Raw genomic sequence first — 15056 nt, 5'->3', positions numbered from 1 at the left:
CTATTTTATTATTAAAAAAAGAAGATGGCTTAACATGCCATCTTCTTTTATTCGGTGTGTTGGAATTGTTTTACAAGTTACAACAACTTACATAAACCAAACTAAAGCATTTAATTTTAATGGAGTGGATAAATTTTCACTTTAAAATCATCTGAACCAAAAAATGGGAGGATATTTTTTAACCAGATAAAGAAGCGCTCAAATACATTGGCCTCTTCAATTTGAACATCATCTTCAATTGCAATCGTACGAATCAGTTGGTTGTTCTGATAAACATGTACGGTTGCCAACTGCATGACTTTCGCCAACGGAGCAGTCAAAGCATGCTCATTCATTTCAATATTTAAATGTGTTTTTGTTTCTGCCAAAGGGTTAATTGGATGTAAGCTGCCATCACCTGTATTGAGCATAATACGCTGATTGGCCTTATCGTAGGTGCTTAAGTCAATCGCATAAGGTTGATCATACAACGACGTTGTAATCAGTTCAGGTGCTTGCGTTTGAACTTTAAACATTTTCAGTGTGGATTTCACCACAGGTAGCTCAGCAATCAGTTGCTTGTCCTTAATTGCAACTTCGTTGCGTGTGTAGGTGTAAGCCAAATTCATCAAGTCATAAGCAACTTCTGCACGTTTTGCAGCACTCTTGGTTCCCATGACCACAACGACTAAACGACGATTTGGTGCATCAGGGTTCATGGTTGGACGATTTGCCGTGAGGGCAAGGTTATAACCCGCTGCTTTGGTATAGCCTGTTTTTAAACCATCAACGGTAGGGTCCATTTTCAGGACTAAATTGGTGGCGTGGTGGAAGCGTTGGTTATAGCTAAAACTTTGTTGCTTGGAATAATAAAAATAGTCTGGCGTTTGCTTACTGATCGCTTGTCCTAATTGCGCTAAATCATTTGCAGATGAATAGTGCTCTGGCATGGTAATGCCTGCTGGGTTTTGAAAGTGCGTGTCTTTCATACCGAGCGCTTTTGCTTCCTGATTCATACGTTCGACAAACTTTGGGATACTGCCTGAAATACGCTCGGCAAGTGTCACGGCCGCATCATTTGCCGACATCACAACTAAGCCTGCCAGAAGTTGATCTACCGAAATTTTTTCGCCTTCCTTTAGGTACATTTGAGATTCATCCCACATGACTGTTTTCACTACAGGTGTGGCTGTGAGTACCTCATCTTTACGCAAATGTCCTGCTTGAATTTCTTTCAGCACAATATAACCGACCATCATTTTTGTTAATGAAGCAGGTGCACGCTGCGCATGGCTATTATGTTCAGCAATCACTTGTCCAGATTGGGTGTCTAAAATCGTCCATGATTCGGCTTGAACACTTTCGGGAACTAAGTTAAGGAGTGTTGCGTTTGCAAAAGAAGTGCAGAGCAAAGCAAATAAAGCGAGGAGGTAAGTGAAACGTTTCAAAGGTATTCCTATCAAGCTAATCCATCAGCAAGAAACTGACAAAACTAGTGGAATGCTATGCCTTTTTTAACTTGATAGCTAGTCCGAGTTGCAGACAAATAACACAGTTCTGCATCGGTTTAGAAAAAAATGCTAAGCTAGCTGCTAAGATTAATTATTTTATTTTGAACTGCCTATTATGTTGCATTATCAAATCGAATTTGACGATTATCGTCAGCATCTTGTACATGTCACACTGCGTTTTTTGGCAAACCCAACTCAAGTCCTTTCTCTCCCAACATGGATTCCTGGTAGTTACTTGATTCGTGAGTTTTCTAAACACATTGAATCTGTGCGCGCGTATGATGAATCGGGGCGCATTCTAAAAATTCAGAAATTTGAAAAGAATAAATGGCGTTTGTTCAACACGGATCATGAATTTATTACGGTTGAATATGATGTCTATGCCTATGATTTGTCCGTACGTGGTGCTTATGTCGATCAGAACCGTTTATATGTCAATCCTGCATGTGCTTGTTTAGGTTTGGATGGTCAGGAAGAAAAAGAAATTGAAGTTGAACTGTTCTTGCCTGATGAATTAAAACATTTCCAATTGGCAACAGGCTTGGTATCTAAAAGTTTGGTCAAAGGTCGTTATACCTTAAAAGCCAAAAACTATGCAGAACTGATTGATGCACCGTTTGAGTTGGCAGAGCAAACTCGTTTTAGTTTCAATGCTGAAGGCATCGCGCATGAATTTGTGGTTTCAGGGCAACATGCCATGAATGCCGAGCGTATGCAGCAAGACATCGAAAAAATCTGTGCGACTGAAATTAAAATGTTTGGTTCGGCACCGTTTGCCAACTATACCTTTATGACCATGGCAACAGGCAATAGCTATGGTGGATTAGAACATCCAAACAGCACCAGTTTAATTACACCGCGTAGTGATTTGCCGAAAGTTGATGAACCTGTAGAACCGTCGGAAGATTATCAGCGCTTTTTAGGCTTGTGCAGTCATGAATATTTCCATTCGTGGTTGGTGAAGTTTATTCGTCCTGAAAATTTGGTCAATTACGATTTAAATAAAGAAAGTTACACCACCTTGCTTTGGGTGTTTGAAGGCTTTACTTCATATTATGATGATTTGATTTTGCTACGCAGTGGCGTGGTATCACAAGAATCTTATTTAAAACTGCTCAAAACCCAGATTGATCGTTATTTACAGAACCCTGGTCGTAACGTGCAAAGCGTAGCTGAATCCAGTTTTGATGCGTGGGTCAAGTTCTATCGCCAAGATGAAAACTCGAACAATGCAGGCACCAGCTATTACAATAAAGGTTGTTTAGTCGCATTGTGTCTAGATTTAGGTCTGCGTTTACGAGGTTCAAGCTTAGATGCTTTAATGCGCAAATTGTATGAAAATGCGCAAAAGGGTATACAGGTACACGAACGCACGATTGTTGAACTGTGTAATGAGTTGACAGGTGACAATTGGATTGAACAAATTAACCATTTAATCAATACAGTCGATGAATTACCGCTTGATCAATTATTCCCAGAATTTGGCTTAAGCTATAGTTTAAAAAATGACAAATCATTGCCGTTCGGCATGAAAGTTGTAGACAAGCCAGAAGGTGTGCTGATTCAGCAAATTCGCCGTGATGGTGCTGCTGCGCAAGCAGGTCTTTCAGCTAACGACGTGATCCTTGCGATTGATGGCTTAAAAGCCAGTGAAAAGCTTTTGGCGCAATATGCAAAATGTAAAGAGACGTTCACTATCTTTGCCTTCCGTCGTGATGAGCTGATGCAATTTGAAGTTCAAGCTGGTGAAATTGGCTTAACCACTGTGGAATTAAAAGTGGAAGATCAGGCGAAGGCAGATGCTTGGTTAAAAGCTTAAGCTGTCGGGCTTAAATAGAGTTAAAAAAACGATGCTTTACAGCATCGTTTTTTTATATTGAATTCAAAACCAGTTTTGAAGCATCAATTCCCACGGTAAGTAGAATAACCATAAGGGCTAATCAGCAGTGGAATATGGTAATGCTCAAGTGAGCCATCAATCACAAATACCACTGGAACCTCTAGAAAGAATGAACGTTGATTCTTTTGACGGAACCAGTCACCTGTTTTGAAGGTAACTTTATAGATGCCTTTCTGTAAAGCTGTGTCTTTGGGATAAAGCTCAGTGATTCGACCTTGTTCATTGGTTGTACCTGAATTGATCTCGACCCATTGATTGTTTTGTTGCGTTTCTAGCATAACTTTTACATTTGCGGACGGTAAACCATTGTCCAAATTGAGTACATGAACACTTAAGGGATTTTGTGCAAAGCAGAAAGAAGAGAGGCCAAGTCCAACAAGTGGCAAGAAATATTTAACCATCTGATTGTTCCTAAAGCTTAAAAAAGATTGATTTTAAACAATCAATCAGAGATCAACATTTCATTATGTAACCTTCACCAGAAGCGACAGAACATTAATGAACAATGGATACGCAGAGCCAACTCAGCGTTATGGTTGTTCTCTTTTAGTTGGAACCAACATCCGTGATACACCTCTAAACTCTGCAATTGTTTCTTGCTTTTGGTTCACCACCTGAATGTCGTAAAATTCGGAACGACCTGCTTGGGAGCGTAACTCCGCAGTTGCAGTGAGTACATCGCCTATCTGTCCAGGTTTAATGTAGCTGATATTACAGTGCTGTCCCACGGCAGGGTAATCACCTGTATTGCAAGCTACGGCAAAAGCACCATCTGCTAAAGTGAAGATAATTCCGCCATGACAAGTACCATGCCCTTGAGTATGCCGTTTTTCAACCAAGAGCTGCACTTTGGCATAACAGTCTTTATAGTCGACCAAGCGGGCACCAATGTCTTGCATCACCTGATCATTGTTAAATAATGTATGTCCTTTTACAGTGTCCATGTTTCATCCTTTTTTGATACGTTATTGCTTAATTTTTTATTAAATTTGAATCATAATTAGCATTATCATAGAGCCTGATCAAGTGGTTTTCATAAAAATGAGAAATTTGAAAGTTCAACAAATATTCAAGACTCAGGAGGAAATAGATCGTAATTTAAGATGAATTGGTTATCGCATCGCCATATATTGGATTACATATGAACATTAGCGATTTGAAAGAATAACGATAAAAATAAATAGTGCAGGGGATATTTTGTTCTATATGTAAATGATTGACTTTAAAAAACGTTTAAAAAAACCACATAAACTGTTGGGTATTTTCTGACGAAATGTCGTTATCACAAGATATATCGTTGACTGATAAGCGTTGAAGGCCGATACTCTCAGGGTTTAATCAAGCAATCGGTTCGTAGGACTGGGTCAAAAGTCTAGTTCTCAATACTCAATTTAACACAAGGGGCTATATATGGCTGGTGGAAAGTCAAACATCATTTACACACTGACTGATGAGGCGCCATTGTTGGCGACTTATTCGCTACTGCCGATCATTGAGACCTTTACTAAATCTGCTGGTGTAGAGATCGTTAAAACGGATATCTCTGTTGCCGCACGTGTTCTTGCAGAATTCTCTGAATGCCTAAAAGAAGAGCAAAAAGTGCCAGACAATCTTGCAGAACTAGGTCGTCTTACACAAGATCCTGACACAAACATCATCAAACTTCCAAATATCAGTGCATCTGTTGCTCAGTTAATAGCATGTATCAAAGAGCTTCAATCAAAAGGCTATGCGATTCCTGACTATCCTGAGAACCCAACAACAGAAGAAGAGAAAGCGATTAAAGCACGTTATGGTAAGTGCTTAGGTTCAGCTGTAAACCCTGTCTTACGTGAAGGTAACTCTGACCGCCGTGCACCTGCTGCAGTAAAGAATTATGCTAAAAAACACCCGCACTCTATGAGCGAGTGGAAGCAATGGTCACAAACTCACGTTTCGCACATGGAAGAAGGCGACTTCTACCATGGTGAAAAATCGATGACGCTTGATCGCGCGCGTAACGTGAAAATGGAATTGATCACTAAGTCTGGTGAAACCATTGTACTTAAGCCAAAAGTTGCGCTTTTAGATGGCGAAATCATTGACTCAATGTTCATGAGCAAAAAAGCACTGTGTGACTTCTACGAGAAACAACTCGAAGACTGTCGTGAAGCAGGTATTTTGTTCTCATTGCATGTTAAAGCAACCATGATGAAAGTATCGCACCCAATCGTATTTGGTCACTGCGTTAAGATTTATTATAAAGATGCATTCGAAAAGCATGGCAAATTGTTCGATGAGCTCGGTATTAACGTAAACAATGGTATGGCTGGTCTTTACGAGAAGATCGCAACTTTACCGACGTCTTTACGTGAAGAAATCATCGAAGACTTACATGCTTGTCAAGAACACCGTCCTGCGCTTGCAATGGTTGATTCTGCGAAAGGCATTACAAACTTCCACTCTCCAAACGACGTAATTGTAGATGCTTCAATGCCTGCAATGATCCGTGGTGGCGGTAAAATGTGGGGCGCTGACGGCAAACCTTATGACTGTAAAGCAGTAATGCCTGAGTCAACTTTTGCGCGTATCTACCAAGAAATGATTAATTTCTGTAAGTGGAATGGTAACTTTGACCCGAAAACTATGGGTACTGTGCCAAACGTAGGCTTAATGGCGCAAAAAGCTGAAGAATACGGTTCACATGACAAAACTTTCGAAATTTCTGAAGCGGGTGTTGCAAACATCACTGACCTAGAAACTGGCGAAGTGTTGATGTCACAGAACGTGGAAGAAGGCGATATCTGGCGTATGTGTCAGGTGAAAGACGCACCGATTCGTGACTGGGTAAAACTTGCAGTAAATCGTGCACGTAACTCAGGCATGCCTGCAATTTTCTGGCTTGACCCGTACCGTCCACATGAAAATGAACTCATCAAGAAAGTACAAAAGTACTTGAAAGATTATGACACTGCTGGTTTAGACATTCAGATCATGTCTCAAGTACGTGCAATGCGTTATACACTTGAACGTGTAGCGCGTGGCCTAGATACGATTTCTGTAACAGGTAATATCTTACGTGACTACTTGACTGACTTGTTTCCAATTATGGAATTGGGTACTTCAGCGAAAATGTTGTCTATCGTTCCGTTAATGGCGGGCGGTGGTATGTACGAAACTGGTGCGGGTGGTTCAGCGCCTAAACACGTACAACAACTCGTAGAAGAAAACCACTTACGTTGGGATTCTTTAGGTGAGTTCTTGGCGCTTGCAGTCTCGCTTGAAGAGTTGGGCATTAAAGAAAATAACGCTCAGGCTAAACTTCTTGCGAAGACTTTAGATCAAGCAACTGGTCAGTTATTGGACAATGATAAGTCTCCATCACGCCGTACAGGTGAGTTGGACAACCGTGGTAGCCATTTCTATTTAGCGAAGTTCTGGGCTGAAGCTTTGGCTGCTCAGGATGAAGATGCTGAGTTGAAAGCGAAGTTTGCGCCACTGGCAAAAGTACTTGCTGAAAATGAAGACAAAATCATTGCGGAGCTTTCTGCTGTTCAAGGTAAAGCTGCGGACATCGGTGGTTACTATGCTGTAGATACAGCGAAAGTAACTGCTGTAATGCGTCCAAGTGCAACGTTGAATGCTGCGCTTGAAACTGTTTAAGTTTAGCAAAATCGGTTTTTAGCCGATGATGTGAAAAAAGCCGATGCAAATGCATCGGCTTTTTTTTGTTTATATTTTAAACCTTAGAAATTTAACCTTTGCTTTATTATTTAGCAGATTGTAGCTAATCATTAGATATTACATTTTGTGCTTAACCTTCGGTACGAGCTACTTTTGTTTAGGCAAAAGTAGCCAAAACCATCGTCATCTACTGAACTCGTCAAATGACATTTTTGATCGAAACTTCGCTGAAACAATAAATATTGTATGCTTCCTGCCTCGAACAGCAGTAGACGACATTGTCGTGTATCAGAATATTTTGTGAGATTTAAGAAAAATGAATAAGAAAAGTTTGATCTTCGGAGTTTTGGTTAGCTTTATTTGGTTATTGGGAATTTATCTATTTAGCCGAAGCAACGGCTATACTTTGCCTACATCATTAAATGAATTGGGTGATTTTCTTGCAGGAATATTTGCACCCATTGCTTTCTTTTGGTTGATTTTAGGTTATATACAGCAAGGTAAGCAGTTAGATCAAAATACGAAAGCCTTAGAACAACAAGAGCGTGCGCTTCAGCTCCAAATTAATGAGATGCAGGAAAGCGTAAAGCAGCAAAAAGAATTAGCCACTATTCAAAAGCAGCAGTTTGATGCCCTCAACAAAGCGGTTAAGCCAATATTTGTGATTAGAGATAGTGGATTCACATATTTTTCTCATTCTGATGGCAGTGATTTCCTAGTTGAAGTGAAGTTTAATCTGACAAATTTAGGTGGAGTAGCTAATGCACTTTATATTCGAAACAATATGAAAAAAGCCATATTTTATGTAGATCAAATTGCTGAAAAAGAAACTGTGGAAGTCAAATTAAATCTATATGAACTTGATTTAGATATTAATAATACGCAACAAACTATGCTTGCTGAAATTGCGATTAATTTTGAGAATTTATATGCAGTATATGAAAAATATAACTATGAAATATATATGCAAACTGAATTAGAAGAATTAGATCGTGAAGAAGTATGTCTCGTTTATAAGCGAGACTAATTTATTAAATAAAGCCCACTGATGTGGGCTTTAAAACAATCAATTTTTAACGACCGCTACGTCCACGACCACGTGGTGCTTTGGTATTTGGGCGTGTTGTACCATTGGTTTTACGCTTTGGTTTCTCACTTTCATCCATTTGCCAGATACGTTTAGTACCTGAAGTCTTTTTCACTGAACCATCTTTGTTCTTACGAACCATAGGTTTACCACCAGTACCGCCCGGTTTTTTCACATAAGAGCGTGAACGGTAAGGTTCTTCAGCAGGAATATTTTGAAAGTCAGGGTATAAAAGTGGCTCAATTTCTTTAGTTTCACCTGGTTGTAAACCCATTTGAACCAAATCAATTGCACCAATTTTAGTACGAATTAAACGTAAAGTTGGAAAACCTACAGCAGCAGTCATACGACGGACTTGACGGTTACGACCTTCGCAAATTGAAATTTCGGCCCAAGATGTAGGAACAGATGCACGGAAACGTACAGGAGGATCACGATCCCATAACCACTCAGGTTGTTCAACCTTAGATGCTTTGGCAGGTAAGGTCATGCCATCTTTTAATTCAACACCTTTGCGAAGTTGCTCTAATGCTTCTTCGGTTACATCGCCATCAAGCTGTACTAAATAAGTTTTGTACTTTTTGTTTGCAGGGTTGGTAATGTATTGATTTAAACCACCGTGGTCAGTTAAAAAAACTAAGCCTTCAGAGTCCATATCAAGACGACCAGCTAAACGCAAAGTCGAATCGTCTATAAAATCGGACATCGTCATGTGTGCTTCGTCTTTACGAAACTGCGAGAGCACATCATAAGGCTTGTTAAGAATGACTATTTTCACTTTAACCTACTAGAAAATTTAAAAAATTTGTGTGGACTTGTTTGAATTACCCGTTTGGTTACCCGTATAAGTGGGAGTAGGTCGGGAAGGGTAAAGAAAAAGCCCACGATATTGGGGCTACTATATCAGATTTCGGCTTGTGCTCCTCAATTTTATTCTTTACATATGATGTGTAACTCTCTTTGCTTTAAACCCTGCAAGTATTCATTGAATATCTGATTTCATGCGCTCTTCAGTAGATTAAGGTATGGATCTAATTCAGCACGATGTTTATGTCTGAGCTTGAATAAACTCATCGCATGCTGAAATATCGCTCTCAAGAGTATTCAATGAGTGAGATTTATCTCCTTTCAAATATGAACGGATAGGGAGACAGACATCTGCAAAAGTCAAACCACTTGCTACCTATACAGCCAGTAATCGCGGAAAACACAGTGCAATACACATCAAAGACCGGGTTGATGATTTCTTCCATCATTGCAATGGCAATGTGTGCTGGGTAGGTGATTGCGTTGCACTGATCAACATGCGGTGGATGCTTAGTTGCATACATCCTTAATACAGTTTCTGATGCGGTAACTGAATATGTTGTGGAAGAAGTTCCGTGCCCATACGGACATCTTCTTTAGACACAGATATTCACTGACCATTGAGTTAAAGCATAGGGCTCCTTCATTTATTTTCATTACTATCAGGGTTCGAATCTTTCAGTCGAATTCATTTCATGTCGGACGCGACTAATCTGGTCATAGATGACTTTGCGCATTCGGTTTATAGCGCCAAGTGGTTTGTGTTCGGCTAAAGCATGCCATGGCGTAAAGGAGAGGTTTTCACAAAATTTATTTTGCTCTGGGGTATCAAATACTTGCTGAGGAATACGAATCGTTGCCACCTTGTAAAAAGGGGCTTGGTCTTCTTTCCATTCAGTCATAGAGTCTTCAACGGACATTGAGCTGGATGTTCGAGGTTGGACTAAAAACTCCATGCATGCATCAATTTCTTGCAAACTCGTACGGAGCGCATCTCTTAAGAAGTTCTGCTGAGGTTTAGCTGGAATAGGGCTGACAACGGTCGAACACGCTCGTGCAGAATATTTTACCGCTTGACGATTGGTACCTAATCCCAATTGATAGGGCACCATAGACCAGTATCTAGTTTGCAATGGATTTGAAATTTTATTTCTAGTGTTTAAGGCAATCCAAGTCCCTTTAGCCCCTAATGCAAAAGGGATATGCAGTTTTTTTAGAAATTTATCACTATTGATATCTTGCATGAATGACAGATAACGAGCGGGATCATTGGCAAAAAAGACAGGGTGATTGATCATGATGAAATCTTGTGTGGAAGTGGCCTCATCTGAAAGATTTTTCCCTGACACTGCTAAAAGTTTGATTGCCATGCCACGTGCATCTTTTTTAATATCTGCTTGTTTAGCATTACTCGATCCATTGGAAAAACGAATCCATGCTTGATAGGTTTTGCCTGGAATAAAAGCACCTTGAATCAGGTTTTGAGGCAATGTTTCATTTATTTTGAATTCTGCACGTACGCAACCATGCGCTTTAGGGTGTGCATCACGTAGTGCGATATCTGCGGCATATTGTTTTCGGATTGACAGTTCAATGATGTCTGCAATTTGCTTGGCCGTGGCTGCCTCATTTGGATAAAGACTTTCACTTAAACTGGGATCTATATTGGGGTAAATAAGTTCTTTAGGGGTATTCAGCCCAACAGGTGAAGTATTCGCATGAAGGGCAGTAGTAACGCCTGTGAGCAATATGATGTGAAAAATTAGACCTAAGCGCATAGGTCTTTTGAAGTTATGCATTGATTGCCTCCTTGCTTAAAGTTGTTATTTTTAATTCTTAGATTTTTAGCCAGATGATGGAAAATGATCTAGATTTATTCAATATATAGGATAATAAAAATATCTGTGGTTTTTATTTATCGCTTCTTTTTTAGAAAACTTAATGATGGTTTTTAAAAAAATGATGAAGATTTGAAAGTGTTCGGTGATGACATTACGTACCTGAATATGTAGCGATGATAAATGTGTGAGCTAATCAGAAAAAAGTAAATTACTGAGTCAATTGTCATTTTTTTATTAAAAAAATCTGAATGTTATGCGCTTTAAAATTGGATAATATCTATTCTATTGGGTAGTGAAGATTATTTTATTCAGCTAAGGCTGTAGCTCTAAAGTTATGGGGAAGTTTTTTGATTTAGTTTGTACAACTAGCATTTTATACGCTGTAGTTTTAGAGATTGATCATGCAGCTCTTCTTTGAGAAGGGTGCGAAATCTTCTTATGCAATCGCTTTAAATACAGGGTGAGTGGCTTATTCTTTTTAAATTTTTTGTCTGCAACAAAGTCTTAACATTTAGCAGATTGAGCTGTGGTTGCAGCTAGGATTATTGGATTCTTTTCCATTAACAATGAATGGCAGTAAAAACACAATTTGAAAAAAATGGTAATGCATTACGCTTAAAAATAAAACAGTTTGTGAACAGAGCATATTTTGTGAAATGTTCATAGTAGGTGCATATCCATAAAATGAGTTTTGAGGATTAACCCCAATGACAAATACAACAATTTTTGAAGCATTAAGACAAAGTCACGACAAGCAAAGAATGTTATCTGAACAATTAATTCAGACTTCGGGAGACACTGAAGAAAGACATGAATTATTCAATGAATTAAAAAATGAATTATTTGCACATTCAGTCGCAGAAGATAGATATCTTTATATTCCACTGATGATGACCGATTCAGGTCTTAATATCACCCGTCATGCATTAGCAGAACATCACGAGATGGATGAGTTGTTAGAGCAATTGAGCGAAACTGAGTTTAGCCATCCAAGTTGGTTGGTAATTGCAAAAAAATTATCTGAAAAAGTCCACCATCATTTAAAAGAAGAGGAACATGGCTTTTTTCAACAAGCAGGAAAAATTTTAGCTGAACAGCAAAAAACTCAATTGGCTGAGCAGTATTTGAAAGAATATAATAAATATCTGAGCAAGGAAAAAGATAGTCTAACCAGTTGATGTGGGAGTGGATGTATATAAATTGGCTCTACATGAAAATTGTTTAAAAAAAAGGATCTTTTAACAAATATTTTAAATATATCTTTAACCAAAGTATTGTAAATAGTTCTCAGTTTTGGCAGTATTAGCACAAGATTTAAAGCTGATAGTTCCCTGACTTGTTTTAAATTTTTAAAAGCCTACATGACTCATTTGTAGGCTTTTTTTTGCTTAAAAATTATATTGCATAAATTGAGGTTGCAGTTTCATCTAATGAAGAAATTGCTTTGTTTTCTGTTTTGAAGTGGTGGGGGATTTTGCAAGATACCAAAACACTATTGGGAATTGTAGGGCTCATCGTTAGAATTGAGTCAATTTAAAAAGCTCACATTATTAGAATGAAACCTCAATACCGAAGCATTAAAATTATAGCTGTATTATTACCTCTTAGTTGCATGTTGCTGGCATGTCAACCGCCTGTTTCAGGTGAGTCTACAGGTTGGAAATATCCTGTCTTGCAGTTTCAATTGGCTCGTCAAAATCTCTCGACACAATTACCTATGCCTGTTAAAGACATTACCTCGAAGCAAATAAATGATACATGGGGTGCTGCAAGAGGTCAGAATCGTAAACATGAAGGCATCGATATCTTTGCGAAACGAGGCACTGAAGTACTGAGTACAACGCAAGGAATCGTTGCTAAGGTGGGTTTAGATAGCTTAGGTGGCAAAGTTGTGTGGGTGATTGGTCCGGATTTAAGTCGACATTATTATGCGCATTTAGAGTCTTATGTTCCACATTTAGAAGAGGGTGATTGGGTGGAGCAAGGCTCAGTACTGGGTTATGTGGGAAATACGGGCAATGCGAAAAACACACCACCACATTTACATTATGGTATTTATTTTACTGGGCAAGGGGCGGTGAATCCTTATCCATTTTTAAGCCATAAGCAGGGTTTATAAAGGCATATTCTTCGTGTGTCAGGTCAGCAAGATGATTGTTCAGATCGGATTACATGAAAGACAAGAACAGGTTTTAGGGCATGTTGAAAAAAACAACATTGCCCTATTTTTGATGATTATCCAATTTCTTGAGAATATCCAATTCTTCTCAATACGACCAATTTTGAAGGTCTAGAATAAAATATCTGCCCACCTAATCTGTTATTTGTTTACTGTTTTGGCTGGTTTTTGCATGCGGGCGAGTAAACCAAAACAGTTGCAAAGTGCCGAGCAATAGTACCGCAGAGGCAATGCTAAATTGTTGATGATAAGACACACCAAAATGCTGCAAAGTGCTAAAACTAATCCCACCGAGCAGTTGAATGGTGGCAAAACTGAGCGTTGCCATACTCCACAATTTTTTATATGCCAGACCGTACAATTGCAAAATGGTATAGGAGGTTAGGAAAACCACGGCAGGGTTAAGTAAACCTGTGAGGAATGAAGATATAAAGGTAAAAATAGGCGAAAAACTCAGTACTGCAATTAAAACAGCAAAGATGTAGATGCTATATAACACTTTCAGTGCGGCAAAATTCCCAAGTCTACGCGCCAAGGCGTATGCACTATACGCCCCTAAAGCACTACCCAGACCATATAGAATCCAATTGAAATTCATCCAGAACAAATTCAAAACCAATACATGGCTCAAGTAGTCAATCCAGAATAAAGAATGGGGAATATAGGCAAACGCACTACAGGCATATGCAATCAACAAGCTGTAGTAAATGAAACCGACTTGATCTGATTGGGCCTGTGTTGCTGGAATAGTTTGTAGTTGAGCTTGAAATGGACGTACCAGAAACCAGAGCAACGCACTCATGCTAAAAGCGAAAGCACACAAGATTAGCCACGCACTTGAAATGGCAATTCGGTCGAGATAAGGCATAAATAACGTGGCACATAAAACGCCTAAACCGATACCACTAAAACCAATAAAGTTGATTTTAAAGCGATGCTGTAAATCGCTACATTGTGCGACCACACTTGGAGACAGAATCATCAGTAAGCCGCCACTGATGCCTGAAATAAAGCGCCATATTAAATACCAAATTTCTGAAAAACTGGAAAAGGCGCAAGCAAACAGACTGATTGAACCCACAACAGCAGCGCTAATGATATAGATGGGCATTTTGGGGTTTTGTGGGATTTTCATTGCCCAGTAGGCACCGACTAAATAGCCCAAAAGGTTGGCACTGCCTAAAATACTGGCAAAGTTATGACTCCATTCATAGGCTTCGCGTGTTGAAGGCAGTAAAGCGGTATAGGAAAAGCGCAAAATGCCGATGCCCAAGCACATACTCAAACAAAGAAATGCGCTGAGTTTGATGGTATTTGAGAACGTCCTGTTCATATAATTTGACTAATTGTTTAAAAAATATACTTGAACTATAAGGTGAAAAATCTAGAAAAACAATCGCTGACGTTTCACCTTTAGTCGAGCATCATTCAAGGTTCGGGAAGATTAAAGCCTTCACTTTTGTTGGCATCAACAGCATCCCCAATGGTGTAGTAATGACCACCCGCAACATGATGTACGCTTTTCCAAGATGGGTCAGTTTCATGGTAATACCAATGTCCATCGCGGAACACGCGATCATCTGCATAGGCTGCAATGACTTTACCAATAAATAAATCATGTGCTTGCTGATTGTGTGGTTCAGGAATTAACTCACAAATGAGCCAAGCAGCACAGCCTTCCACCACAGGTAAGTCAAAACCGTCAAAGTGAAAGAGTGGAGTATGACAATGCTCAAGTTTAGCTGGATCATCAAACTGGCTGATTGAACCTAAGGCTTGTACCAACTCAATTTGCTTTAAGGTGGGAACTTGTAGTGCAAAATAACCTGAACCTTCAATTAATTTTCGGGTTTTGGTGCTTTTATCCAGTACTACAGAGACTTTGGCTGGAACCAACTCTAGAGCACATGCCCAAGCAGCAGTCATGACATTTGCTTCTTGCTCATGTTGTGCAGACACCAATACGGTTGGGCCATGATTGAGTAAACGATACGCCTTTGCCAGTTCGACGGATTGAATGTGTGGATTTAACAGCTCAGCCATATTTAGATTCAATAAGATTATTTTCTCGGACATATCATAACTCTGA

At 39.3% G+C, this 15056-nt stretch carries 12 protein-coding genes; 5 read left to right on the top strand and 7 right to left on the bottom strand.

Annotated features, from left to right (window positions below):
- Positions 1 to 116: 116 nt before the first annotated feature.
- Positions 117 to 1427: a D-alanyl-D-alanine carboxypeptidase PBP6B gene (locus M5E07_RS10600; RefSeq protein WP_252219126.1), complete on the bottom strand. Its 1311-nt coding sequence runs from the start codon at positions 1425 to 1427 to the stop codon at positions 117 to 119.
- Between the two features lie 178 nt (positions 1428 to 1605).
- On the opposite strand from M5E07_RS10600, the gene M5E07_RS10595 reads away from it, so the two are divergent.
- Entirely contained in the window at positions 1606 to 3309 is a 1704-nt protein-coding gene (locus tag M5E07_RS10595) for a M61 family metallopeptidase (RefSeq protein ID WP_252219124.1), read from the top strand.
- A gap of 83 nt (positions 3310 to 3392) precedes the next feature.
- On the opposite strand, the gene uraH is transcribed toward M5E07_RS10595, so the two are convergent.
- On the bottom strand, positions 3393 to 3791 hold the full coding sequence (uraH, locus tag M5E07_RS10590) for a hydroxyisourate hydrolase (RefSeq protein WP_252219122.1): 399 nt from the start codon (positions 3789 to 3791) through the stop codon (positions 3393 to 3395).
- Positions 3792 to 3920: 129 nt separating this feature from the next.
- Positions 3921 to 4334 carry a hydroxyphenylacetyl-CoA thioesterase PaaI gene (gene paaI / locus M5E07_RS10585; RefSeq protein ID WP_252219120.1) on the bottom strand — a complete coding sequence of 138 codons (414 nt, stop codon included), beginning with the start codon at positions 4332 to 4334 and terminating at the stop codon, positions 3921 to 3923.
- Positions 4335 to 4800: 466 nt separating this feature from the next.
- On the opposite strand from paaI, the gene M5E07_RS10580 reads away from it, so the two are divergent.
- Complete coding sequence (locus M5E07_RS10580) at positions 4801 to 7032, top strand: NADP-dependent isocitrate dehydrogenase (RefSeq protein WP_252219118.1); 2232 nt, start codon at positions 4801 to 4803, stop codon at positions 7030 to 7032.
- A gap of 337 nt (positions 7033 to 7369) precedes the next feature.
- The gene (locus M5E07_RS10575; protein WP_252219116.1) at positions 7370 to 8080 is read left to right on the top strand and encodes a hypothetical protein; all 711 of its coding nucleotides are present in this window, start codon (positions 7370 to 7372) and stop codon (positions 8078 to 8080) included.
- Positions 8081 to 8126: 46 nt separating this feature from the next.
- Here the strand turns inward: M5E07_RS10575 and M5E07_RS10570 are convergent, their stop codons facing one another.
- Positions 8127 to 8918 carry a pseudouridine synthase gene (locus M5E07_RS10570; protein ID WP_116762557.1) on the bottom strand — a complete coding sequence of 264 codons (792 nt, stop codon included), beginning with the start codon at positions 8916 to 8918 and terminating at the stop codon, positions 8127 to 8129.
- Positions 8919 to 9609: 691 nt separating this feature from the next.
- Positions 9610 to 10746, bottom strand: coding sequence for a catalase family protein (locus M5E07_RS10565; RefSeq protein WP_252219115.1), 1137 nt, complete (start codon positions 10744 to 10746; stop codon positions 9610 to 9612).
- A gap of 749 nt (positions 10747 to 11495) precedes the next feature.
- On the opposite strand from M5E07_RS10565, the gene M5E07_RS10560 reads away from it, so the two are divergent.
- Positions 11496 to 11966: a hemerythrin domain-containing protein gene (locus M5E07_RS10560; RefSeq protein WP_116762561.1), complete on the top strand. Its 471-nt coding sequence runs from the start codon at positions 11496 to 11498 to the stop codon at positions 11964 to 11966.
- A 377-nt stretch (positions 11967 to 12343) separates the two neighbouring features.
- Entirely contained in the window at positions 12344 to 12907 is a 564-nt protein-coding gene (locus M5E07_RS10555) for a M23 family metallopeptidase (RefSeq protein WP_252219113.1), read from the top strand.
- Between the two features lie 193 nt (positions 12908 to 13100).
- On the opposite strand, the gene M5E07_RS10550 is transcribed toward M5E07_RS10555, so the two are convergent.
- Both M5E07_RS10550 and M5E07_RS10545 read right to left on the bottom strand, forming a co-directional pair.
- Entirely contained in the window at positions 13101 to 14300 is a 1200-nt protein-coding gene (locus tag M5E07_RS10550; protein WP_252219111.1) for a YbfB/YjiJ family MFS transporter, read from the bottom strand.
- A 95-nt stretch (positions 14301 to 14395) separates the two neighbouring features.
- Positions 14396 to 15010, bottom strand: a complete 615-nt coding sequence (locus M5E07_RS10545) for a flavin reductase family protein (protein WP_252219109.1) — start codon at positions 15008 to 15010, stop codon at positions 14396 to 14398.
- Positions 15011 to 15056 lie beyond the last annotated feature (46 nt).

This window comes from Acinetobacter tibetensis, from assembly GCF_023824315.1.
In the GTDB taxonomy this organism is placed as follows: Bacteria; Pseudomonadota; Gammaproteobacteria; order Pseudomonadales; family Moraxellaceae; genus Acinetobacter; species Acinetobacter tibetensis.
Note: the sequence above shows the minus strand (reverse complement) of the source record. Positions and strands in the feature narration are given on the sequence as shown.